The 21386-nt window shown below is 72.8% G+C and carries 26 protein-coding genes; 4 read left to right on the forward strand and 22 right to left on the reverse strand.

All coding sequences use genetic code 11. The features are described 5' to 3' along the window. Positions 1-58: 58 nt before the first annotated feature. From lgt to hisI, 11 genes are all read right to left on the reverse strand, one after another. A complete protein-coding gene (gene lgt / locus IE207_RS01120) occupies positions 59-1120 on the reverse strand; it encodes a prolipoprotein diacylglyceryl transferase (protein WP_190182085.1) in 1062 nt (353 codons plus the stop codon). A 78-nt stretch (positions 1121-1198) separates the two neighbouring features. After that, positions 1199-2185 (reverse strand): DsbA family protein, encoded by a 987-nt coding sequence (locus tag IE207_RS01125; RefSeq protein WP_190182086.1) that lies wholly within the window; start codon positions 2183-2185, stop codon positions 1199-1201. 123 nt (positions 2186-2308) lie between these two features. Beyond that, complete coding sequence (gene trpA, locus IE207_RS01130) at positions 2309-3127, reverse strand: tryptophan synthase subunit alpha (protein WP_190182087.1); 819 nt, start codon at positions 3125-3127, stop codon at positions 2309-2311. After that, the gene (gene trpB, locus IE207_RS01135; RefSeq protein WP_190182088.1) at positions 3124-4398 is read right to left on the reverse strand and encodes a tryptophan synthase subunit beta; all 1275 of its coding nucleotides are present in this window, start codon (positions 4396-4398) and stop codon (positions 3124-3126) included. Before trpB ends, trpA begins: the two co-directional genes overlap by 4 nt. A gap of 198 nt (positions 4399-4596) precedes the next feature. Beyond that, positions 4597-4806, reverse strand: coding sequence for a tryptophan biosynthesis modulator TrpM (gene trpM, locus IE207_RS34050; RefSeq protein WP_136215268.1), 210 nt, complete (start codon positions 4804-4806; stop codon positions 4597-4599). Positions 4807-4814: 8 nt separating this feature from the next. Beyond that, positions 4815-5624: an indole-3-glycerol phosphate synthase TrpC gene (gene trpC / locus IE207_RS01140; RefSeq protein WP_190182089.1), complete on the reverse strand. Its 810-nt coding sequence runs from the start codon at positions 5622-5624 to the stop codon at positions 4815-4817. A 191-nt stretch (positions 5625-5815) separates the two neighbouring features. Next, positions 5816-6274 (reverse strand): DUF2752 domain-containing protein, encoded by a 459-nt coding sequence (locus IE207_RS01145; RefSeq protein WP_190182090.1) that lies wholly within the window; start codon positions 6272-6274, stop codon positions 5816-5818. A 129-nt stretch (positions 6275-6403) separates the two neighbouring features. Next, complete coding sequence (locus IE207_RS01150; RefSeq protein WP_190182091.1) at positions 6404-6655, reverse strand: HGxxPAAW family protein; 252 nt, start codon at positions 6653-6655, stop codon at positions 6404-6406. Positions 6656-6752: 97 nt separating this feature from the next. After that, positions 6753-7409, reverse strand: a complete 657-nt coding sequence (locus tag IE207_RS01155) for a TIGR02234 family membrane protein (protein ID WP_190182092.1) — start codon at positions 7407-7409, stop codon at positions 6753-6755. A 14-nt stretch (positions 7410-7423) separates the two neighbouring features. Further along, positions 7424-8947 (reverse strand): anthranilate synthase component I, encoded by a 1524-nt coding sequence (locus IE207_RS01160; protein WP_190182093.1) that lies wholly within the window; start codon positions 8945-8947, stop codon positions 7424-7426. A gap of 19 nt (positions 8948-8966) precedes the next feature. Continuing rightward, entirely contained in the window at positions 8967-9323 is a 357-nt protein-coding gene (gene hisI, locus IE207_RS01165; RefSeq protein WP_136215262.1) for a phosphoribosyl-AMP cyclohydrolase, read from the reverse strand. Positions 9324-9415: 92 nt separating this feature from the next. Here hisI and IE207_RS01170 point away from each other — a divergent pair, with 92 nt between their 5' ends. Then, positions 9416-10048, forward strand: coding sequence for a TIGR03085 family metal-binding protein (locus tag IE207_RS01170; RefSeq protein WP_190182094.1), 633 nt, complete (start codon positions 9416-9418; stop codon positions 10046-10048). Between the two features lie 60 nt (positions 10049-10108). Here the strand turns inward: IE207_RS01170 and hisF are convergent, their stop codons facing one another. Genes hisF through hisD form a run of 8 tightly spaced genes read right to left on the reverse strand, consistent with a single transcriptional unit; the run spans position 10109 to position 15810 of the window. After that, a complete protein-coding gene (hisF, locus tag IE207_RS01175; RefSeq protein WP_190182095.1) occupies positions 10109-10864 on the reverse strand; it encodes an imidazole glycerol phosphate synthase subunit HisF in 756 nt (251 codons plus the stop codon). Next, positions 10861-11247 carry a RidA family protein gene (locus IE207_RS01180; RefSeq protein ID WP_190182096.1) on the reverse strand — a complete coding sequence of 129 codons (387 nt, stop codon included), beginning with the start codon at positions 11245-11247 and terminating at the stop codon, positions 10861-10863. Before IE207_RS01180 ends, hisF begins: the two co-directional genes overlap by 4 nt. Beyond that, positions 11244-11975: a bifunctional 1-(5-phosphoribosyl)-5-((5-phosphoribosylamino)methylideneamino)imidazole-4-carboxamide isomerase/phosphoribosylanthranilate isomerase PriA gene (gene priA / locus IE207_RS01185; RefSeq protein ID WP_190182097.1), complete on the reverse strand. Its 732-nt coding sequence runs from the start codon at positions 11973-11975 to the stop codon at positions 11244-11246. The genes IE207_RS01180 and priA overlap by 4 nt, the downstream gene beginning before the upstream one ends. Continuing rightward, positions 11975-12625 (reverse strand): imidazole glycerol phosphate synthase subunit HisH, encoded by a 651-nt coding sequence (gene hisH, locus IE207_RS01190; protein WP_190182098.1) that lies wholly within the window; start codon positions 12623-12625, stop codon positions 11975-11977. Before hisH ends, priA begins: the two co-directional genes overlap by 1 nt. Next, complete coding sequence (locus IE207_RS01195; protein WP_190182099.1) at positions 12622-12789, reverse strand: CG2302 family histidine operon protein; 168 nt, start codon at positions 12787-12789, stop codon at positions 12622-12624. Before IE207_RS01195 ends, hisH begins: the two co-directional genes overlap by 4 nt. A 2-nt stretch (positions 12790-12791) precedes the next feature. Further along, entirely contained in the window at positions 12792-13385 is a 594-nt protein-coding gene (hisB, locus tag IE207_RS01200; RefSeq protein WP_136230470.1) for an imidazoleglycerol-phosphate dehydratase HisB, read from the reverse strand. Continuing rightward, positions 13382-14491, reverse strand: coding sequence for a histidinol-phosphate transaminase (locus IE207_RS01205; RefSeq protein WP_190182100.1), 1110 nt, complete (start codon positions 14489-14491; stop codon positions 13382-13384). Before IE207_RS01205 ends, hisB begins: the two co-directional genes overlap by 4 nt. Further along, a complete protein-coding gene (gene hisD / locus IE207_RS01210) occupies positions 14488-15810 on the reverse strand; it encodes a histidinol dehydrogenase (RefSeq protein WP_190182101.1) in 1323 nt (440 codons plus the stop codon). The genes IE207_RS01205 and hisD overlap by 4 nt, the downstream gene beginning before the upstream one ends. Before the next feature lie 135 nt (positions 15811-15945). On the opposite strand from hisD, the gene IE207_RS01215 reads away from it, so the two are divergent. Genes IE207_RS01215 through ybaK form a run of 3 tightly spaced genes read left to right on the forward strand, consistent with a single transcriptional unit; the run spans position 15946 to position 18816 of the window. Beyond that, the gene (locus IE207_RS01215) at positions 15946-17544 is read left to right on the forward strand and encodes an oxidoreductase (RefSeq protein WP_190182102.1); all 1599 of its coding nucleotides are present in this window, start codon (positions 15946-15948) and stop codon (positions 17542-17544) included. A gap of 34 nt (positions 17545-17578) precedes the next feature. Continuing rightward, the gene (locus tag IE207_RS01220; protein WP_190182103.1) at positions 17579-18319 is read left to right on the forward strand and encodes an LON peptidase substrate-binding domain-containing protein; all 741 of its coding nucleotides are present in this window, start codon (positions 17579-17581) and stop codon (positions 18317-18319) included. After that, positions 18319-18816 carry a Cys-tRNA(Pro) deacylase gene (ybaK, locus tag IE207_RS01225; RefSeq protein WP_190182104.1) on the forward strand — a complete coding sequence of 166 codons (498 nt, stop codon included), beginning with the start codon at positions 18319-18321 and terminating at the stop codon, positions 18814-18816. The genes IE207_RS01220 and ybaK overlap by 1 nt, the downstream gene beginning before the upstream one ends. A 58-nt stretch (positions 18817-18874) precedes the next feature. Here ybaK and IE207_RS01230 read toward each other — a convergent pair whose 3' ends face one another. Genes IE207_RS01230 through IE207_RS01240 form a run of 3 tightly spaced genes read right to left on the reverse strand, consistent with a single transcriptional unit; the run spans position 18875 to position 21313 of the window. Continuing rightward, positions 18875-19504, reverse strand: coding sequence for a hypothetical protein (locus IE207_RS01230; protein WP_190182105.1), 630 nt, complete (start codon positions 19502-19504; stop codon positions 18875-18877). A gap of 34 nt (positions 19505-19538) precedes the next feature. Then, positions 19539-20312 carry an ABC transporter permease gene (locus IE207_RS01235; protein ID WP_190182106.1) on the reverse strand — a complete coding sequence of 258 codons (774 nt, stop codon included), beginning with the start codon at positions 20310-20312 and terminating at the stop codon, positions 19539-19541. Next, the gene (locus tag IE207_RS01240; RefSeq protein ID WP_229873337.1) at positions 20309-21313 is read right to left on the reverse strand and encodes an ABC transporter ATP-binding protein; all 1005 of its coding nucleotides are present in this window, start codon (positions 21311-21313) and stop codon (positions 20309-20311) included. Before IE207_RS01240 ends, IE207_RS01235 begins: the two co-directional genes overlap by 4 nt. Positions 21314-21386: the final 73 nt, after the last annotated feature.

A 21386-nucleotide genomic window follows, 5' to 3' on the forward strand; every position in this document is an offset into this window, starting at 1 on the left:
GCAAGGGGGGCGCCGCGCGGTTCGCGCGGCGCCCCCCTTGCCTTCCGGCAGACCCGGATCAGAGCTTCTTGGCCCCGGGAGCAGTCTCGGAAGCAGCGCCGGAGGCCGTCTCCGGAGCAGCGCCGGAGGCCGCCTCGGCTGCCGTCCCGGAGGCCGCTTCGGATGCCGACCCGGCGTCCTGCCGCTCCTGCGGCTCCTGCGCCGCGGACGCGTCCGGCGTCCCGTCCCCGGCCTTGCCGTCGGCCGTCGCGGTGTCACCCCCGGCTGCGGACTCGCCGGCCACGGCGTCCCCGCCCGCCGCCGGACCCCGGTCCGGTTCCACGACCTCTTCGCGCCCCGGCCGCAGCTTCTGCGACAGGACGAGGTAGACCACCGCGAGCACGAAGACGACGATCGCCGTCCAGACGTTCAGCCGCAGGCCGAGGATGTGGTGCGCCTCGTCGACGCGCATGTACTCGATCCAGCCGCGCCCCAGACAGTACGCGGCCACGTACAACGCGAAGGCCCGCCCGTGCCCGAGCTTGAAGCGGCGGTCGGCCCAGATCACCAGCAGGGCGACGCCGATGCACCACAGGGACTCGTAGAGGAACGTGGGGTGGTAGGTCCCCGCGACCCGGTTCGGGCCCTCGCTGATCTTGAGGGCCCACGGCAGGTCGGTGGGCCGCCCGTACAGCTCCTGGTTGAACCAGTTGCCCCAGCGACCGCAGGCCTGCGCCAGCGCGATTCCGGGAGCCAGGGCGTCCGCCCAGGCCGGCAGCGGGATCCCGCGCAGCCGGCAGCCGATCCAGGCGCCCACCGCGCCCAGCGCGATCGCACCCCAGATGCCGAGGCCGCCCTCCCAGATCTTGAAGGCGTCGACCCAGTTGCGGCCCTCGCCGAAGTAGAGCTGGTAGTCGGTGATCACGTGGTAGAGGCGGCCGCCGATCAGGCCGAACGGCACCGCCCACACGGCGATGTCCGCGACCGTGCCCGGCTTACCGCCGCGTGCGATCCAGCGCTTGTTGCCGAGCCAGACGGCGACGAAGACGCCGATGATGATGCAGAACGCGTAGCCGCGAAGCGGGATCGGTCCGAGATGGAGCACACCGGTCGACGGGCTGGGGATATAGGCAAGTGTCATGGCAGGAACGACGCTACCTTGCCGGGCGGTACCCACCGCAACCCGCCCGGCAACCTGCTGTGAAATCGATACGGTCGCTCAGTCCTCCGCGGCTCCCGCCTTGGCGGGGCCCCCGCCGCCGGCCCTGCTCCCGGAAACCGGCGCGGAGGACGACGAGGAGGACGACGAGGACAAGGACGACGACGAGGACTTCCCCGAGGGCGAGGCCGACGGTGAAGGCGACGCCGACGGCGATCCCGTGCCCTTCGGGTTCGCAGCCGCGCCCCCGTTGCCCTTGGCGGCGGCCTCCACCGCCTCCTTGAGCTTCTGCGGGGTCAGCGGGTGGGCCTGGTCGGCGAAGATGTCCTTGCCGTTCAGCAGCACGCTCGGCGTCCCGCGGAACTTCCCTGCGCGGAACGCCTCGTGCGACTTCGCGACCCAGCTGTTGTGCGTACCGCTGTCCACGCACGAGCGGAACGCCGGGGTGTCCAGCCCCTCCACCTTGCCCGCCAGCTCCAGCAGCCTCGGGTTCTTGCCGTAGGCGTCGTCGGCTTCCTGCGGCTGGTTCTGGAAGAGGACGTCGTGGTACGCGGGGAACTTGCCGGCGTCTTGCGCGCAGGCGGCCGCGTTCGCCGCCTTGAGGGAGCCGGTACCGGTCATGTTCCCGTCGATCAGGGTGACCAGGTGGTAGTCGACCTTGAGCAGTCCTCGGGCCTCCAGGTCATGGACCGTGGCCCGGTAGTTGTCCTCGAACGCCTTGCAGGCCGGGCAGCGGAAGTCCTCCCACACGGTGAGGGTGGACTTGGCCTCGGGCTTGCCCGTCTGGATGGCGAGCGCGTCCTTGCCCGTGGCCCCGGAGGGGGCGGCCACCGGCCCCGCCTTGGCGGACTTGTCGCCCTTGCCGGTGTTGGCCGCGATCAGGCCGACGACCGCGGCCAGGCCGAGTACGCCGACCACCGCCGCGGACACGATGAGGGTCCGGCGGCGCTTGTCCTTCTTCTTCTGCCGCTCGCGCTCCGCGAGGAGTCGCTCTCGGGCAGATCGTTTCGTCGCATCGCGGTTCGCACCGTCGTTCTTCTCGCTCACGTTCGGCCAAACGAAGCGGGGAGGCACTCGCGTGCCTCCCCGCTCCCACTTCCACTCGATCGGGCTAATGGGGGCATCTCCCGGCGGCAGCTGGGGGAAACCGTCGTCCCGGCCCGTCCGGCGTCAGGACCTGCGTACGCCTTCCGCGAGCTCGCCCGCCAGCGCCCGCACGCCTTCGAGCCCGCTCTCCAGGTCCGGGGCGTCCAGCAGCAGCTTCACGAAGGCCGAGCCGACGATCACACCGTCCGCGAAGCCGGCCACCTGCTCGGCCTGAGCGGCGTTGGAGACGCCGAGGCCCACGCACACGGGCAGGTCGGTCGTGGCCCGGGTGCGGCGCACCAGGTCCTGGGCCTGGTCGCCGACCGACTCGCGGGTGCCGGTGACGCCCATCAGGGAGGCGGCGTAGACGAAGCCCGAGCCGGCCGCGGTGATGGTGGCCAGGCGCGCGTCCTGGCTGCTCGGCGCGACGACGAACACGGTCGCCAGCCCGTGCTTCGCCGCGTGCTCGCGCCACAGCGCGGACTCCTGGACCGGGAGGTCGGGCAGGATGCAGCCCGCTCCGCCGGCCGCCGCCAGTTCGGCGGTGAACCGTTCGACGCCGTAGCGGTCGATGGGGTTCCAGTAGGTCATCACCAGGATCGGGACGCCGGTGGCCTCGTGCGCCTCGCGGACGGTGCGCATGACGTCGGCGATCTTCACTCCGCCGCGCAGCGCGATGTCGTCGGCGGTCTGGATGACGGGGCCGTCCAGGACCGGGTCGCTGTGCGGCAGGCCGATCTCGACCACGTCGGCGCCGCCGGCCACGATGGCCTTGACGGCTTCGATGCCGCCGTCGACGGTCGGGAAGCCGGCCGGGAGGTAGGCGACGAGGGCGGCCCGGTCCTCGGACTTCGCCTTGGCGAGGGTCGCGGACAGCAGCTCGATGTTTCCGTTGGCGCTCACTTGTCGTCCCCCTCGGCGAACTCGTTCTCGGCGACTTCACCGTCGGTGTCGTACAGCCCGAAGTAGCGGGCGGCGGTGTCCATGTCCTTGTCGCCGCGGCCGGACAGGTTGACCACGATCAGCCCGTCCGGGCCGAGTTCCCTGCCGAGGTCCAGTGCGCCCGCGAGGGCGTGCGCGGACTCGATCGCCGGGATGATGCCCTCCGTGCGGGACAGCAGGCGCAGGGCCTGCATCGCCGCGTCGTCGGTCACCGCGCGGTACTCGCCCCGGCCGGTGTCCTTGAGGTAGGAGTGCTCGGGGCCGATGCCCGGGTAGTCCAGGCCCGCCGAGATGGAGTAGGGCTCGGTGATCTGGCCCTCCTCGTCCTGCAGGACGTAGGAGCGCGAGCCGTGCAGGATGCCGGGCTCGCCGGCGGTCAGCGTCGCCGCGTGCTCGCCGCTCTCCACGCCGTGCCCGGCGGGTTCGAAGCCGACGAGGCGGACGTCCGCGTCGGGGATGAAGGCGTGGAAGAGGCCGATGGCGTTGGAGCCGCCGCCGACGCAGGCCGCGACGGCGTCGGGCAGGCGTCCGGCGCGCTCCAGGATCTGGCGGCGGGCTTCGACGCCGATGACGCGGTGGAAGTCGCGGACCATGGCGGGGAAGGGGTGGGGGCCGGCGACGGTGCCGAAGAGGTAGTGGGTCTGGTCCACGTTGGCGACCCAGTCGCGGAACGCCTCGTTGATGGCGTCCTTGAGGGTGCGGGAGCCCGACTTCACCGCGATGACCTCGGCGCCCAGCATGCGCATGCGAGCCACGTTCAGGGCCTGGCGCCGGGTGTCGATCTCGCCCATGTAGATGGTGCAGTCGAGGCCGAAGAGGGCGCAGGCGGTGGCGGTGGCCACGCCGTGCTGTCCGGCGCCGGTCTCGGCGATGACGCGGGTCTTGCCCATGCGCTTGGTGAGCAGCGCCTGGCCCAGCACGTTGTTGATCTTGTGCGAGCCGGTGTGGTTGAGGTCCTCGCGCTTGAGGAAGATCCGTGCGCCGCCCGCGTGCCCGGCGAAGCGGGGCACCTCGGTGAGGGCACTGGGGCGGCCCGTGTAGTTGACCATGAGCTCGTTGAGCTCGGCGGCGAAGGACGGGTCGCCCTTGGCCTTGTCGTATTCGACGGCGACCTCGTCCACGGCGGCGACCAGCGCTTCCGGGATGAACTTGCCGCCGAAGTCGCCGAAGTAGCCCTCGGCGTTGGGGACCAGACCCTGGGGGTCCGGGATGAAGAACGAGTGGGTGGACATGTCCACTACTCCTACGGGGTGCGACGGGATGGCTTCACCGTATTGCGCCGCCGGTCCGTGGCCCGCGCACCCCGCTGGGAGGGGTGGTGGGGATACGGACGCGAGCGGCCCGCGCCCGGAGCCGGCGGCTCGGGGACGGCGGGCCGTACGAGGGTGCCCGGCCGGTACGTCAGGGGTACCGGGGCGGGGCAGCCGTCGTCACGGCGCGGGCGAGGGGCGCCATCGCATGCCGTTGACCTGTCCGGGCTCGGAGCCGATCACGTACCGCACCCGCCGGCCGTGCACGCGACGGGCGGGGGCGCGGCAGCCGCGGGGGCGGCAGCCGCGCGCCAGCGGCGCGTGCGCCGTCGGCACGCCGGCCGGGCCGTGGCCCGGCCGGGTGCGGACGCTGGAGCGGGATACGGGCACGGGTGGGGTCAGCTCCGCCCGTGCCGCAGGGCGGGGTGGGCGCCGGCGGCCACCAGGTCGGCCACGGCCGCCTTGGGGTCGCGTCCGGTGACCAGGGACTCCCCCACGAGGACGGCGTCGGCGCCCTCGTTGGCGTACGCGATCAAGTCGTGCGGTCCGCGGATTCCGGACTCGGCGACCTTGACGATGTGGTCGGGGATGGCCTCGACGACGCGCTCGAAGGTGGAGCGGTCGACCTTGAGGTCCTTGAGGTTGCGCGCGTTGACACCGATGATCTTGGCGCCGGCGGCGACGGCGCGCTCGACCTCGTCCTCGTCGTGGACCTCTACCAGCGGGGTCAGCCCGATGGACTGGGCCCGCTCGATGAGGGAGACGAGGGCTTCCTGTTCCAGAGCCGCGACGATCAGCAGCGCGAGGTCGGCGCCGTAGGCGCGGGCCTCCCACAGCTGGTACGCGGTGACGATGAAGTCCTTGCGCAGGATCGGGATGTCCACGCGGGCGCGGACGGCTTCCAGGTCGGCCAGCGAGCCGCCGAAACGACGCTGCTCGGTGAGGACGGAGATGACCGCCGCACCGCCCGCCTCGTAGTCGGCGGCGAGCCCGGCCGGATCGGCGATCGCGGCGAGCGCGCCCTTGGAGGGGCTGGAGCGCTTCACCTCGCAGATCACCTTGACGCTGTCGCCGCGCAGGGCGGCGACACCGTCCTTGGCCTGGGGCGCCTTGGCGGCACGCTCCTTGAGCTCGTCGAGGCTCACGCGGGCCTGCCGTTCGGCAAGGTCTTCGCGGACCCCTTCGATGATCTCGTCGAGCACACTCACGCGAGCGGCCCCCTTCCGGGTCGATGACGGTCGGCCGCCTTGCAGACACGTACCACTGCAAGGTCAGCACTCAAATGGTATCCGCAGGTCGCCGAGGCCTCCGCACGGAGCGTGCGGATGTCCCATTGACTGGACAGTCGGAACCTGAGCTTCCCCCGGAATACCGGCTTCCTCCCGCGGCCCCGCCTTTTTCAAGGCGCCAGGGCCGATCCGAAGGGCAGGTTGCGGACGACGGCGAAGGCCAGCACGACCGCTCCCACGCCCCACCAGTACACCGGCCTGAGGGCGATCCTCGGCGGCGGCCCGCCGCGCGCGGCCCGCACCAGCCACAGGCCCAGGAACGCGGCGAAGAGGAAGTAGCCGGCGACGGCGACGGCGTTGTCACCGAGGGCGGTCACCAGATCGCCGTGGGCGAAGGCGTGCGCGCTGCGCAGCCCGCCGCAGCCCGGGCACAGGATCCCGGTCAGCCGCAGCAGCGGGCAGACCGGGTAGTGGCCCGGCTGGTTCGGGTCGACGGCGCCCACGTACGCGAACGCGGCGACCGTCCCGGCCAGCGTGAGCACGGGGGCGGCGAGCCCGCGGGCCCGGGAGACCGGGGGCGGCGCGCCGGGCCGAACGTGCGCGGGGCCGGGGGTGTGAGGGGCGTCCACGCGGTGATTGTCTCCGCTCGTGACGAAAAGGCGCAGCCCGACAGGGCCGCGCCTTTCGAAGCCGCGCCACACGGCCGTGCCTGACCGCCACACGGCCGTGCCTGACGAACCGGTGGCGCGACGGGCGGCTCAGACCTTCGCGGTCAGCTTGTTGGCGGCGATGACCTGCGCGAGGTCCTCGTGCGCGGGCTTCGGGGCGCCCATGCCCGCGGCCTTCATCGCCATGCCGACGACACCGCCGAGCGCGACGACGACCAGGCCGGCCCAGAAGCCGAGCGGGTTCGCCAGCACCATGAAGGCGCCGGAGATGCAGAAACCGATGAAGGCGATGATGACACCGGTCCAGGCGGCCGGGGTGTGTCCGTGATGCGTGCCCGCCATGAGTTGCTCCTCGTTGCTCTGTCGCGCAGTGCTGTACCGAACGCGGTCTGTGTCGAACGCTCGATGACCATTGTCCCGCACCGGGCGCCGCGTGCTGTCAGTGGGTCGGGTCCTCGCCCCGGTCCAGAGCCTTCCACAGATCCTCGGGCCGCTCCGGGTCCACCACGACGGCCTTGCGCGGCCGGGGGCTGCCGTCGCGTTCGTAGCGTCCGCCCATCGCGGGCCAGGTCCGGCCGAAGCGCAGGGCCAGCAGTCCGGCCGACAGGATGAGGACCGCTCCGCCGGCGGTGACGTACGGCCAGGGGGTGTGGGACAGCTCCGCCACTCGCGCGGCGGTGTCCGCGGTCGTGGTGGCGGCCTTCTCGTCCAGCGCCCGGCGGTCGTCGGCGGCGGTGACCGCGGCCAGCGCCGCGCCCAGACCGCTCAGCGCCAGCAGCGCGGACACCAGCAGCCGGCTCTTGCCGCGTACGGCGAACACCGCGACCAGCGCCGCGAGGGCGACGATGGCCAGCGCGGCCGGCAGCCCGGTGACGGCCTGCCCGTCCGCGCTCAGCGGGAGGGAACCTCCCGCGACGACGGCGCTGCCCCGGGCCCAGACCCGGCCGGAGGCGAGCAGGACGACGGTGGCGCCGAGCGCGCCGAGCAGCAGGGCGACGGCCACGCTGCGGCGGCCGCCGCGGCTGTCGGGAGCCTCGGGCTCGGACGCGGACGCGGCATCGGTTCGGGGCGGGGGTACGGCACTCACGTACCCCACTATCCCCTACCGGCTCAAGAGCCGTGGAGGCGGTTCGCCGCTCCCACCGCGCGGAGCACCGCGGCGGCCTTGTTGCGGCACTCGTTGTCCTCCAGCTCGGGCACCGAATCCGCGACGACGCCCGCTCCGGCCTGCACGTAGGCGGTGCCGTCGCGCAGCAGAGCCGTACGGATGGCGATGGCCGTGTCGGAGTCCCCGGCGAAGTCGAGGTAGCCGACGCAGCCGCCGTACAGGCCCCGGCGGGAGGGCTCCAGCTCCTCGATGATCTGCATGGCGCGGGGCTTGGGCGCGCCGGAGAGGGTGCCGGCCGGGAAGCAGGCGGTGAGCACGTCGAAGGCGGTCTTGCCCTCGGCGACGCGGCCGGTGACGGTCGAGACGATGTGCATGACGTGCGAGTAGCGCTCGATGCTCATGAAGTCCACGACTTCGACGGAGCCGGGCTCGCACACCCGGCCCAGGTCGTTGCGGCCGAGGTCGACGAGCATCAGGTGCTCGGCGCGTTCCTTGGGGTCGGCCAGCAGCTCGTCGGCGAGCTCGTTGTCCTCCTGCGGGGTGGCGCCGCGGTGCCGGGTCCCGGCGATGGGGTGCACCATGGCCCGGCCGTCCTCGACCTTGACCAGCGCCTCGGGGCTGGAGCCGACGACGTCGAAGCCGTTCTCGAAACGGAAGAGGTACATGTACGGGGAAGGGTTGGTGGCCCGCAGGACCCGGTAGACGTCCAGCGCGGAGGCCTTGCAGGGGGTCTCGAACCGCTGCGACGGCACGACCTGGAAGGCCTCCCCGGCCCGGATCCGCTCCTTCACGTCCTCGACGGCGGCCTGGTACTTCTCGCCGCCCCACAGCGCCGAGAACTCGGGCAGCTCGGAGGCGGGCAGCGGGGTCGGCACGTAGGGCGCGGGCCGCGCGAGGTCTGCCTCCATCGCGTCGAGGCGGGCGACGGCGTCCGCGTACGCCTCGTCCACGCCGGTGTCGAGGTCGTTGTGGTTGATGGCGTTGGCGATGAGCTGGACCGTGCCGTCCCAGTGGTCCATGACCGCCAGGTCGGAGGTGAGCAGCATGGTCAGCTCGGGCAGCCGCAGGTCGTCCGAGGTGTGTTCGCCGATGCGCTCCAGGCGTCGCACGATGTCGTAGCCGAGGTAGCCGACCATGCCGCCGGTGAAGGGCGGCGTCCCGGACGCGTTGTCGCGCGTGGGGGTACCTCCCATGCCGCCAGGCATGGGGGGAGTGTGCAGGGCCTCGACGGTGGCGCGGAGCGCGTCGAGGGGGTCGCCGGTGGTGGGGACGCCGACGGGGGCGGCGCCGATCCAGTGGGCCTGGCCGTCGCGGACGGTCAAGGTGGCGTCGGAGCGTACGCCGATGAAGGAGTACCGGGACCAGGACCGGCCGTTCTCCGCCGACTCCAGCAGGAAGGTGCCGGGGCGTTCGGCGGCGAGCTTCCGGTAGAGGCCGACCGGGGTGTCTCCGTCGGCGAGCAGCTTGCGGCTGACGGGGATCACGCGGCGGTCGGCCGCGAGCTTGCGGAACGTCTCAAGATCCATGGCGTGGGACCCTACCTAGCTATTCGGCGGCCAGCGGGAGGACATCGGCGTCGAAGCACGTCCGGGCACCTGTGTGGCAGGCGGCCCCGACCTGGTCGACCTTCACGAGCACGGTGTCGGCGTCGCAGTCGAGGGCGACGGACTTCACGTGCTGGAAGTGGCCGGAAGTATCCCCCTTGACCCAGTACTCCTGGCGGCTGCGGGACCAGTAGGTGCAGCGTCCGGTGGTCAGGGTCCGGTGCAGGGCCTCGTCGTCCATCCAGCCGAGCATGAGCACCTCACCGGTGTCGTACTGCTGGGCGATGGCCGGTACCAGACCGTCCGCGGAGCGCTTGAGGCGCGCGGCGATGGCGGGATCGAGGGACGTCGTACTCATGGGGCCATTGTGCCGGGCGCGGCTCTCGATCACCGACGGCTGTCCGCCTGATGAGCAGGCACGGGGCGGGTTCCGGCCGTAGGCTGGCCACCATGTCTACCCATGCGAAGCGTGAACGCCTGCTGCTGGCCGATCTGTTGGAGGCGGCGGGACCGGAGGCGCCGACGCTGTGCGACGGCTGGAGCGCACGGGAGCTGGCGGCGCACGTGGTCGTCCGCGAGCGCCGCCCGGACGCGGCCGGCGGCCTGCTGCTGAACGTGCTCAAGGGCCGCCTGGACAAGGCGATGGCCGAGTACGCCGCCAAGCCGTACGGGGAACTGGTCCAGCTGATCCGTACCGGGCCGCCGAAGATGTCGCTGTACTCGGTCAAGCAGATCGACGAGGCGGCGAACGCGGTGGAGTTCTACGTCCACGCCGAGGACGTCCGGCGCGCCCAGCCCGACTGGTCGCCGCGGCAGCTGGACCCGGTGTTCTCGGACGCGCTCTGGTCCCGCCTGGAGAAGCTGGCCCGCCTGACGGGCCGCCGCTCGCCGGTCGGCCTGGTGCTGCGCCGCCCGGACGGCCGCACGGCCGTCGCCCACAAGGGGACCCCGGTGGTGACGGTCACCGGCGAACCGGGCGAGCTGACGCTGTTCTGCTTCGGCCGCCAGGACGCCGCCGCGGTGGAACTGGACGGCCCGAAGGAGGCCATCGCCCGCCTGACGACGGCCAAGCTCGGCATCTGACGTCCGAAGTGAGCGGCCGGGGCGGGGAGGCGGAACCGCTCTCCCCGCCCCGGCCGGGCGTCAGCGGACCGGGTGGCCGGCCTCGCGCAGGGTGTCCTTGACCTCGCCGATGCGCAGGTCGCCGAAGTGGAACACCGAGGCGGCGAGGACCGCGTCGGCGCCCGCTTCGATCGCCGGCGGGAAGTGCTCCAGCTTGCCGGCGCCGCCCGAGGCGATCACCGGGACGCGGACGTGCCTGCGCACCGCGGCGATCATCTCGGTGTCGTAGCCGTCCTTCGTGCCGTCGGCGTCCATCGAGTTCAGCAGGATCTCCCCGGCGCCCAGCTCGGCGGCCCGGTGCGCCCACTCGACGGCGTCGATGCCGGCGCTCTTGCGGCCGCCGTGCGTGGTGACCTCGAAGGCGCCGGACGCGGTGCGGCGCGCGTCCACCGACAGCACCAGCACCTGCCGGCCGAAGCGCTCCGCGATCTCGCGGATCAGCTCGGGCCGCTCGATGGCGGCCGTGTTCACGCCCACCTTGTCGGCGCCGGCCCGCAGCAGCTTGTCCACGTCGTCGGCGGTGCGCACGCCGCCGCCCACGGTCAGCGGGATGAAGACCTGCTCCGCCGTCCTGCGGACCACGTCGTAGGTGGTCTCGCGGTTCCCCGAGGAGGCGGTGATGTCGAGGAACGTCAGCTCGTCCGCGCCTTCGGCGTCGTACAGCTTGGCCATCTCCACCGGGTCGCCGGCGTCCCGCAGGTTCTGGAAGTTGACACCCTTGACGACGCGGCCGTTGTCCACGTCCAGGCAGGGGATCACTCGTACGGCGAGGGTCATGCGGCACCTCCGTACGCCTCGACCTCGACCTCGACGACCATGGACGGGTCGACGAAGCCGGAAACGATGATCATGGACGCGGCGGGGCGCACCGCGTCGAACAGCTCCTTGTGGGCGCGGCCGACGTCGTCCACGTCCCGGGCGTGCGTGAGGTACATCCGGGTGCGGACCACGTGCTCGGGGCCGAGACCGGCTTGCTCCAGTGCCTTGAAGGCGACGCCGAAGGCCGTGATCGCCTGCTCGTAGGGGCCGCCGCCGTCGGCCGCGGTGCAGCCGGAGACCAGGACCAGCCCGTTGGGCAGCTGGACGGCCCGGCTGTAGCCGATGACGTCCTCGTAGGGGCCGCCGGAGGAGATGCGGCGCACGTCGTCGGGGGCGCTCATGCGGACACCGTCCGAAGGGCCTCTTCCAGGGTGAAGGCCTTGGCGTACAGGGCCTTGCCGACGATGGCACCCTCGACGCCGGCCGGCACCAGCTCGGCCAGCGCCCGCAGGTCGTCCAGCGAGGAGATGCCGCCGGAGGCGACGACGGGGCGGTCGGTGGCGGCGCAGACGTTCCGCAGCAGTTCCAGGTTGGGGCCGGTCAGCGTGCCGTCCTTGCCGATGTCGGTGACGACGTACCGGGCGCAGCCCTCGGAGTCCAGGCGGGCGAGGGTCTCGTACAGGTCGCCGCCTTCACTGGTCCAGCCGCGGCCCTTGAGGGTGGTGCCGCGCACGTCGAGCCCGACGGCGATCTTGTCGCCGTGTTCGGCGATGGCCTTGGCGGCCCACTCGGGGGTCTCCAGTGCGGCGGTGCCGAGGTTGACGCGGGTGCAGCCGGTGGCGAGGGCGGCGGCGAGCGAGGCGTCGTCGCGGATGCCCCCGGACAGCTCGACCTTGATGTCCATGGCGCCGGTGATCTCGGCGACCAGCGCGCGGTTGTCGCCGGTGCCGAAGGCGGCGTCCAGGTCGACCAGGTGCAGCCATTCGGCGCCGGCGCGCTGCCAGGCGAGGGCCGCCTCCAGCGGGGAGCCGTACGAGGTCTCGCTGCCGGACACGCCGTGCACGAGGCGTACGGCCTGGCCGTCGCGGACGTCGACCGCGGGGAGCAGCTCAAGCGTGGGTGCGGGCATCACAGGGTCTCGATCCAGTTGGTGAGGAGCTGGGCGCCGGCGTCGCCGGACTTCTCGGGGTGGAACTGGGTGGCCCACAGGGCCCCGTTCTCCACCGCCGCGACGAAACGCTCGCCGTGGGTGGCCCAGGTGACCTTGGGGGCGCGGATCAGCGGGTTGGTGACCTCAAGGCTCCAGTCGTGCGCCGCGTAGGAGTGCACGAAGTAGAACCGGGCGTCGTCGTCGAGGCCGGCGAAGGCCCGGCTGTCCTCGGGGGCTTCGACGGTGTTCCAGCCCATGTGGGGCACGATCGGGGCCTTGAGCGGGCCGACCGTGCCGGGCCACTCGTCCAGGCCCTCGGTCTCCACCCCGTGCTCGATGCCGCGCTCGAAGAGGATCTGCATGCCGACGCAGATGCCCATGACGGGCCTGCCGCCGGACAGCCGGCGCCCGATGATCCAGTCGCCGCGGACGTCCTTGAGCCCCTGCATGCAGGCGGAGAAGGCGCCGACGCCCGGGACGAGCAGCCCGTCCGCGTCCATGGCCTTGTCGTAGTCGCGGGTGATCTCGACGTCCGCGCCGACCCGCGCGAGCGCCCGCTCGGCGGACCGGACGTTGCCGAAGCCGTAGTCGAAGACCACGACGGTCTTGGTGGGGCGTGCTGCGCTCATTCCCAAATCCCCTGGATTCGCAGGACTCCGGCGGCGAGGCACATCGCGGAGCCGATGGCGAGCAGGACGATGACCGACAGGGGCATCTTCTGCTTCTGGAAGGAGTAGACGCCCCCGGCCAGGAACAGGCCGAGGACGATCAGGATGGTGTTGAGGCCGTTCACGGCTAGAGGGCGCCCTTCGTGGAGGGCAGGATTCCGGCTGCGCGGGGGTCGAATTCGGCGGCGTAGCGCAGGGCGCGGGCGAGGGCCTTGAACTGGCACTCCACGATGTGGTGGGCGTTGCGGCCGTACGGGACGTGGATGTGCAGGGCGATCTGGGCCTGTGCGACGAAGGACTCGAAGATGTGCCGGGTCATCGTCGTGTCGTACGAGCCGATCATCGGCGCCATGTTCTCGGGCTCCGTGTGCACGAGGTAGGGGCGGCCCGAGAGGTCGACGGTCACCTGGGCGAGGGACTCGTCCAGCGGGACGGTGCAGTTGCCGAAGCGGTAGATGCCGACCTTGTCGCCGAGGGCCTGCTTGAAGGCGGCGCCGAGCGCGAGGGCGGTGTCCTCGATGGTGTGGTGGCTGTCGATGTGCAGGTCGCCGTCGGTCTTGACCGTGAGGTCGAAGAGGCCGTGGCGGCCGAGCTGGTCGAGCATGTGGTCGTAGAAGCCCACGCCGGTGGAGACGTCCACCTTGCCGGTGCCGTCGAGGTTTATCTCGACGACGACCGAGGTCTCCTTCGTGGTCCGTTCGACCCGTCCGATGCGGCTCATGCGTGCTGCTCCTTCTTCAGTGCGCGAACCGCTTCCAGGAACGCGTCGTTCTCGGCGGGGGTCCCCGCGGTGACCCGCAGCCACCCGGGTACGCCGTTGTCCCGGACCAGGACACCCCGGTCGAGGATCTTCTGCCAGGCGGTGTGGGAGTCCTCGAACCTGCCGAACTGGATGAAGTTCGCGTCGGACTCGGTGACCTCGTAGCCGACGGCCCGCAGTTCGGTGACCAGGCGGTCCCGTTCCGCCTTGAGCTGTTCGACGTAACCGAGCAGCGTGTCGGTGTGTTCCAGGGCGGCCAGCGCGGTCGCCTGGGTGACGGCCGACAGGTGGTACGGCAGGCGTACGAGCTGCACGGCGTCGACCACGGCGGGGTGGGCGGCGAGGTAGCCCAGGCGCAGGCCGGCGGCGCCGAAGGCCTTGGACATGGTCCGCGAGACCACCAGGTTCGGGCGGCCCTCGATGAGCGGGAGGAGGGAGTCCCGGTGGGAGAACTCGACGTACGCCTCGTCCACGACCACGAGGGAGGGTTTGGCGGCCTGGGCGGCCTCGTAGAGGGCGAGGACCGTCTCCGCCTCGACGGCGGTGCCCGTGGGGTTGTTGGGGGAGGTGATGAAGACGACGTCGGGCGCGTGCTCGGCGATCGCCCGCTCGGCGGCCTCCACGTCGATGGTGAAGTCCTCCCGGCGCGGGCCGGAGATCCAGCCGGTGCCGGTGCCGCGGGCGATCAGCGCGTGCATCGAGTACGAGGGCTCGAAGCCGATCGCGGTGCGCCCGGGCCCGCCGAAGGTCTGCAACAGCTGCTGGATGACCTCGTTGGAGCCGTTGGCGGCCCATACGTTCTCCCGCGCCACCGGGTGCTTTCCGGTACGGGTCAGGTACGCGGCCAGCTCCGTCCGCAGCTCCACCGCGTCCCGGTCGGGGTAGCGGTTGAGGGTGCGGGCGGCGTCGGCGACGCGCTCGGCGATGCGCCGCACGAGCGGTTCGGGCAGCTCGTACGGGTTCTCGTTGGTGTTCAGCTGGACGGGCACGTCGAGCTGCGGGGCGCCGTACGGGGACTTGCCGCGCAGTTCGTCCCGGATGGGGAGGTCGTCGATGCCGAAGGTCACTGGTTCGGCACCTTCCACTCGAACCGCGCCTTCAAGGCCGCTCCGTGCGCCGGCAGGTCCTCGGCCTCGGCGAGGGTCACCACGTGGTGGGCCACCTCGGCGAGGGCGTCGCGCGTGTAGTCGACGATGTGGATGCCGCGCAGGAAGGACTGCACGGACAGGCCGGAGGAGTGGCAGGCGCAGCCGCCGGTGGGCAGGACGTGGTTGGACCCGGCGCAGTAGTCGCCGAGGGAGACCGGCGCCCAGGGCCCGACGAAGATCGCCCCGGCGTTGCGCACGCGGGCGGCCCAGGCAGCCGCGTCGGCGGTCTGGATCTCCAGGTGTTCGGCGCCGTAGGCGTCGACGACCCGCAGGCCGTCCTCCAGGCTGTCGACCAGCACGATCGCGGACTGCTTGCCCGCGAGGGCCGGCTTGATCCGGTCCTCGATGTGCTTGGTCGCCGCGACCTGCGGTTCCAGCTCCTTCTCGACGGCCGCCGCGAGCTCCTCGGAGTCGGTGACCAGGACGGCCGCGGCCAGCGGGTCGTGCTCGGCCTGGCTGATCAGGTCGGCGGCGACGTGCACGGGGTCGGCCGTGGAGTCCGCGAGGACCGCGATCTCGGTCGGGCCGGCCTCGGTGTCGATGCCGATCTTGCCGGTGAAGTAGCGCTTGGCGGCCGCGACCCAGATGTTGCCGGGGCCGGTCACCATGTTGGCGGGCGCGCACTCCTCGGTGCCGTACGCGAACATCGCGACGGCCTGGGCGCCGCCGGCCGCGTACACCTCGTCGACGCCGAGCAGGGCGCAGGCGGCGAGGATCGTCGGGTGCGGCAGGCCGCCGAACTCGGCCTGCGGCGGCGAGGCCAGCGCGATCGACTCGACCCCGGCCTCCTGGGCGGGTACGACGTTCATCACCACGGAGGACGGGTACACGGAACGGCCGCCCGGCGCGTACAGGCCGACGCGCTCGACGGGGACCCACTTCTCGGTCACGGTGCCGCCGGGGACCACCTGGGTGGTGTGCTCGCTGCGGCGCTGGCCCCGGTGCACGATCCGGGCGCGCCGGATCGACTCCTCCAGGGCGGCGCGGACGGCCGGATCCAGCTGTTCCAGGGCGGCCGCGAGGGCCTGCGCCGGGACCCGGACCCGGGTGAGCTCGACCCCGTCGAACCTGCGCGCGTACTCGATCAGCGCCGCCGTGCCACGATGATGCACGTCCTCGCAGATGGGCCGCACCTTCTCCAGGGCGGCTTCCACGTCGAACTCGGCACGGGGCAGCAGATCGCGCAGGGCGCCACCCTCGGGGAGGGTGTCACCGCGCAGGTCGATACGAGAGATCACGTTCCAATTCTCTCAGACCGGCTCCCGCCACCGTTCGCCCGTATCACTGGCTGATACACGCCCTGGCTGTCCCCGGATGTCACTGCCGCCGCTTAGCGTTCCCCTACACGTATGTGACTGCGGAGGGGGGCCGCCATGGCGGAGGTACGCGCGGGGACGGAACCGGTGGACCTCACCGACGCCGAGCACCGCATGTGGGAGGCGTACCGCACGGGCCGCACCTGTGACCTCAGTGCGCGTGTCGCGGCGCGGGACGACCCGCATTCGGGGCCGCCGTGGGGGCCGGAGCGCAGTGTGCGCGCCGAGGTGGTGGCGCTGCTGCTGCTCCACGGGCCGCCTCCGGTTCCGGGCCGGGTGGTGGCGCTGAAACTGCGCGGCGCGCGGATCCTGGGGCGGCTGGAGCTGTCCGGGGGCAGGGTCGAGCCGTACGTCGAGTTCCAGTCCTGCCGCTTCGACAGCGAGCTCCAGCTGGCCGAGACGCGGGCCTGCACGCTGCGCCTGGTGAACTGCGCGATCCCCCGGCTGGAGGCGGCCCGGCTGCACACGGAGGGGGACCTGCACCTGCTGGCTTCCCGGGTGGCGCGCGGGATCCGGCTGACGGACGCCCAGATCGGCACCGACCTGCTGATCAGCCGTGCGGTGGTGCGGCCCGACAACAAGGGCCGGGCGATCACCGCCGACGGGATGTCCGTCGCCCAGGACTTCCAGGGCGACATGCTGGAGACCTACGGGGAGATCAGCCTGCGCGGAGCGAAGGTCGGCGTGTCGATGAACCTGCGCGGGGCCCGGCTGCGCAACCCGGTCGGGCGGCGCGCGCTGAACGCGCCGCAGCTGACGGTCGAGCGGACCCTGTACCTGACGTCGATCGCCCTGTACTCCTCGCCGGGCGATTCGGGGACGCAGACGCCGCCGTACGGGGTCGGGCCGACGCCGGCGCCGGGCCAGGCCTCGCAGGCGTTCGAGTGCGAGGGCGGGATGCGGCTGGACGACGGCCGTTTCGGTGACGCGGTCGACTTCTACGGGGCGCGGTTCCTGCTGTCGCCGGAGCAGGAGGTGTCGCTGCGGCGGATCAGCACGCCGGAGCTCCGCTTCGTCGGCGCGCAGCCCGAGCAGGGCCGGGTCGTGCTGTCGGGGGCGAAGGTGGTCAAGCTGGTCGACGTGTCCACCAGCTGGCCGGGGCCGGGCCGGCTGGTGATGGAGGGGTTCTCGTACGAGATCCTCGCGCCCCGCGGGCACTTCCCGCTGCCGCGCCGGCTGGAATGGGTGGAGGCGGCCACCGTGGAGTACTCGCCGGAGCCGTACGAGCGGCTGGCGGCGGTGCTGCGGGCCAGCGGGGAGGACGCCGACGCCCGGGAGGTGCTGCTGGCCAAGCAGCGCCGGCGGCGCACGACCCTGCCGCCGGCGGCGAAGGCCTGGGGATACCTCCAGGACTGGACGGTGGTGTACGGGTACCGGCCGGGCCGGGCCGCGCTGTGGATGGCGGTGCTCTGGGCGGCGGGCACGCTGCTGTTCTCCCGGCACCCGCCGCCACCGATCAAGGAGGACGAGCACCCGGAGTGGAGCGCGGCCCTGTACGCGCTCGATCTGCTGCTGCCGGTGATCGATCTGGGGCACGAGGGCCAGTGGAAGCCGGGCGGGGTCTGGCAGTGGTGTGCGTCGGCGCTCGTGGTGCTGGGGTGGATCCTGGCCACGACGGTGGCGGCCGGGGCCTCCCGGCTGCTGAGGCGGGGGTGACGGCTGCGGGCCCCCGGCCACTACCCTGTGCCTCGTGACCACCGTTCGCCTGCCCCTCTTCCCGCTGAACTCGGTACTGTTCCCCGGCCTCGTGCTGCCGCTGAACGTCTTCGAGGAGCGTTATCGCGCCATGATGCGCGAGTTGCAGAAGACGGGTGAGGACGAGCCGCGGCGTTTCGCGGTCGTCGCGATCCGGGACGGCTGGGAGGTCGCACCGACCGCGCCGGGCCTGCCGGACCAGACGACGCTGCCGGAGCGCGGCCCGGCGGCGGGTTTCGGCGCGGACCCGATCCAGGCCTTCCACCGGGTGGGCTGCATCGCGGACGCCGCGACGATCCGGGAGCGGGAGGACGGCAGCTTCGAGGTGCTGGCCACCGGCACCTCACGGGTGCGGCTGCTGTCGGTCGACGCGTCGGGGCCGTACCTGGTCGCCGAGCTGGAGGAGCTGACGGAGGACGCGGGCGATGGCGCGGGTGCGCTGGCCGAGGGTGTGCTGCGGGCGTTCCGGAACTACCAGAAGCGGCTGGCGGGGGCGCGGGAGCGGTCCTTGGCGGCGGCGCCCGAGCTGCCCGACGAGCCGTCGGTGGTCTCGTACCTGGTCGCGGCGGCGGTCGTGCTGGACATCCCGGCGCGGCAGCGGCTGCTCCAGGCACCCGACACCGCGACGCGTCTGGCGGAGGAGCTGAAACTGCTGCGTACGGAGACGGCCGTGATCCGGCACCTTCCTTCGCTGCCGGCGGTTGACCTGACGCGCGCGCCGACGAGCCTGAACTGATGGGGAAGAAGAAGGCGGGGGCGGCCGGGCCCGCGACCCCGGCGATCGCGGCCCTGGCGGCGGCCGGCGCCGAGTTCACCACGCACGCCTACGAGCACGACCCCGCGCACCCCTCGTACGGGCAGGAGGCGGCGCAGAAGATGGGCGTCCGCCCGGAGCAGGTGTTCAAGACGCTGGTCGCGGACGTGGACGGCGTGCTGACGGTGGCGGTGGTCCCGGTGTCGGGCTCGCTCGACCTCAAGGCACTGGCCGCGGCGGTGGGCGCCAAGCGGGCGGCGATGGCGGACCCGGCGCTGGCGGAGCGGACGACGGGGTACGTGCTGGGGGGCATCTCGCCGCTGGGGCAGCGTCGGGCGCTGCGGACGGTTGTGGACGCGTCGGCCGCGCAGCACCCCACGATCTGCGTCTCGGCGGGGCGCCGGGGCCTGGAGGTCGAACTGGCCCCGGCCACGCTGGCGACGCTGACGTCGGCCGTGCTGGCGCCGATCGCCCGTTAGGCCGGAAACCCGGCTCCGCCCGGACCCGCGCTTCGAACGCCGGCGGGGCCGGGTCCGGTCAGGGGTGGGAGGGGTTCGGGGTGTGGGTGTGGGGCGGCGGGTAGTCGGCCGGCAGCGGGGGCCAGGTGGGGTCGGGGCGGGTGAAGACGGCCGTCAGGGCGAGGTGGGCGCCCAGGGCCACCAGCGGCCAGACCAGCAGCGCACCGTGCGCCAGCAACTGGAGCGGCGCGTCGAACGGGACGCCCTTGCCCGCCTTCGCGGCCGCCGCCGGGAGGTTCGAGGACGGGCCCAGCCACAGGCCCAGCCGCCACCCCACCAGCGCCGCGAACAGGGAACCCACCCCGAGCCCGATCACCAGCGGCACCCCGCCCCGGCGCCGCCACAGGAACACCGCGACCGCGCTCAGCAGCCCGAAGCCGGCCGCGAGCAGCAGGAACGTCCCGTCGGCGCCGATCCGCGCCTCGCTCTCGGAGTTCCGCAGGAACACGGCCTGTCCGTTGGAGACGTACTGGACCCTCGGCGCCAGCCACGCCCACAGCACCCCGAGCAGCACTCCGGCCACCCCCACCACCAGGGCGACGGCAGCCCCGTCCCGGACATCGCCCGGCGTGGTCTTCCGGGGCGGCGGCGCGCCCTCGTCGAAGGGGATCGGGGAGGGGGACGGCGGCGGGGTCACGGCTTCGGTCACCCGCACATCGTGCCAGGTCCCCGCGCCGGCGGTGTCAGCGGACCGCTGCCCGCCGGTACGCCCAGGTGGCGACGGCCAGGGACAGCACGCCCACCGCACCGCACACGCCCAGGTCGAACAGGACCGCCGTCCAGTCGGGGTCGGGCGCGAAGGTGCGGGCGAAGGCCTCCACCCCGTACGTCGAGGGCAGCAGGTCCCGCGTCCACACGATCACGTCCGGCATCCGCTCCGGCGGCAGAACCCCCAGCAGCAGCGCCGCCGACATGCCGAGCTGCCCGGCCAGCGTGGCCAGCTCCTGCCGGGGCGCCAGCAGTCCCAGCGCCGCGCCCAGCCCCGCGAGCGCCGCCCCCGCCAGCGGCACCACCGCGCCCAGGATCCACAGCCCGCCCATCGGCAGTCCGAACAGCACGCACCCGAATCCCGCCGTCACCAGCGTTCCCGGCACCGTGAAGGAGGCGTACGCGGCGGCCGCGCCCAGCACCACGGAGGCGGGCGGCACCGGCAGGGTGGCGTAGTGGTCGAGCCCCCCGCCGGCCCGCAGCTGGCCGAAGTACTGGGCGAGCAGGTTCAGCGCGACGAAGGCGACGACCAGCACGGACGATCCGGCGACGACGGCCCGGGCCTCGGAGCCGCCGTCCACCACGCCCCGCATCAGGATCATGATCCCGACGGACTGGAAGGTGGCCACGAACAGCAGCGGGATCCGCGCCACCCGCGCCCGGGACAGCTGCGCCCGGTACACGGCGGCGAGCGCGGGGAAGAACCGGGCCCGGGGTGCCAGGGCGCCCGCGGTGACGGCGGTGGTCACGACTTCACCAGCCCCTTCGAGGCGCGGCCTCCCAGGGCCAGGTACACGTCCTCCAGGCTCGGCGTGGCCAGGGTGAAGTCGTCGAGCGCGGCGAAGGCCGGCCCGCCGGTCACCGCGGCGACGGCGGCGCGCGCCCGGTCGGGCGTCAGCCGCAGCAGCCATCGTCGCCCGGACACGACGGCGGCGGGGGCCAGCTCGGCGAGCTCCGGCACCTCCAGCGGCGCGGCGGTCCGCCACACCAGCTCCAGCCGGACCTCACCCGACACCGTCGCCTTGAGCCCGGCCGGGGTGTCGCAGGCGATGACCTTGCCGTGGTCGATGACGGCGACCCGGTCCAGTACGGTCTCGGCCTCGATGACGTTGTGGGTGACGAGCAGGACGGTGGCCCCGTGGCGGGCGCGGCGCCGGTCGACGGCGCTCCACACGGCGCGCCGGGCCACGGGGTCCATACCGGTGGTGGGTTCGTCGAGGACCAGGACGGGCCGCTCGCCGACCAGCGCGGCGGCGAAGCAGGCCAGGCGCCGCTGGCCGCCGGAGAGCTTCTTGAGGGGGCGTCCGGCGATCTCGGTCAGCCCGAGTTCCTCCAGTACGGCGTCACGGGCGGTGCGCGCCGCCCGGGCGCCCAGTCCGCGCAGCCGGCCGGTGGTCTCGGCGGCCAGCGCGACGGTCAGCTCGTCCAGGGCGGTGGATTCCTGGCCCAGGTAGGCCAGGAGGCGAGAGGCCCGCTCGGGGTGGCGTACGAGGTCGTGGCCGAGCAGCGTCACGCTTCCGGCGTCGGGCCGCATCAGGCCGGTGAGCTGGCGGACGAGAGTGGACTTGCCGGCGCCGTTGGGGCCGAGCAGTCCGAAGACCTCGCCGCGGCGGACGTCCAGGCAGATGCCGTCGTTGGCGCGGGTCTCGGGCAGGGCGGGGGCCCCGCGCCGGCCGCGCACCGCCGGGTAGCTCTTGACGAGGTCGCGCACCGCGCAGACGACGTCGCGGGCATCCGCCTCGGAGGTCACAGCCGCGGCCGGTGCCGTGTCCTGTTTCGCGCTTGCTGTGCCCGTGCTCACGAGGGAGCAGCCTACGCGGCTT

The organism is Streptomyces cirratus (genome assembly GCF_014650775.1).
Taxonomy (GTDB): Bacteria; Actinomycetota; Actinomycetes; order Streptomycetales; family Streptomycetaceae; genus Streptomyces; species Streptomyces cirratus.

What these genes read in the sequence shown, in the direction of transcription:
- lgt (WP_190182085.1), bottom strand. Translation starts at nt 1,120, where the DNA reads ATGACACTTGCCTATATCCCCAGCCCGTCGACCGGTGTGCTCCATCTC.
- trpB (WP_190182088.1), bottom strand. Translation starts at nt 4,398, where the DNA reads ATGTCCACCCACTCGTTCTTCATCCCGGACCCCCAGGGTCTGGTCCCC.
- IE207_RS01150 (WP_190182091.1), bottom strand. Translation starts at nt 6,655, where the DNA reads ATGGCGGGCACGCATCACGGACACACCCCGGCCGCCTGGACCGGTGTC.
- IE207_RS01160 (WP_190182093.1), bottom strand. Translation starts at nt 8,947, where the DNA reads ATGGATCTTGAGACGTTCCGCAAGCTCGCGGCCGACCGCCGCGTGATC.
- hisI (WP_136215262.1), bottom strand. Translation starts at nt 9,323, where the DNA reads ATGAGTACGACGTCCCTCGATCCCGCCATCGCCGCGCGCCTCAAGCGC.
- IE207_RS01170 (WP_190182094.1), top strand. Translation starts at nt 9,416, where the DNA reads ATGTCTACCCATGCGAAGCGTGAACGCCTGCTGCTGGCCGATCTGTTG.
- hisF (WP_190182095.1), bottom strand. Translation starts at nt 10,864, where the DNA reads ATGACCCTCGCCGTACGAGTGATCCCCTGCCTGGACGTGGACAACGGC.
- IE207_RS01180 (WP_190182096.1), bottom strand. Translation starts at nt 11,247, where the DNA reads ATGAGCGCCCCCGACGACGTGCGCCGCATCTCCTCCGGCGGCCCCTAC.
- priA (WP_190182097.1), bottom strand. Translation starts at nt 11,975, where the DNA reads ATGCCCGCACCCACGCTTGAGCTGCTCCCCGCGGTCGACGTCCGCGAC.
- hisH (WP_190182098.1), bottom strand. Translation starts at nt 12,625, where the DNA reads ATGAGCGCAGCACGCCCCACCAAGACCGTCGTGGTCTTCGACTACGGC.
- hisB (WP_136230470.1), bottom strand. Translation starts at nt 13,385, where the DNA reads ATGAGCCGCATCGGACGGGTCGAACGGACCACGAAGGAGACCTCGGTC.
- IE207_RS01215 (WP_190182102.1), top strand. Translation starts at nt 15,946, where the DNA reads ATGGCGGAGGTACGCGCGGGGACGGAACCGGTGGACCTCACCGACGCC.
- ybaK (WP_190182104.1), top strand. Translation starts at nt 18,319, where the DNA reads ATGGGGAAGAAGAAGGCGGGGGCGGCCGGGCCCGCGACCCCGGCGATC.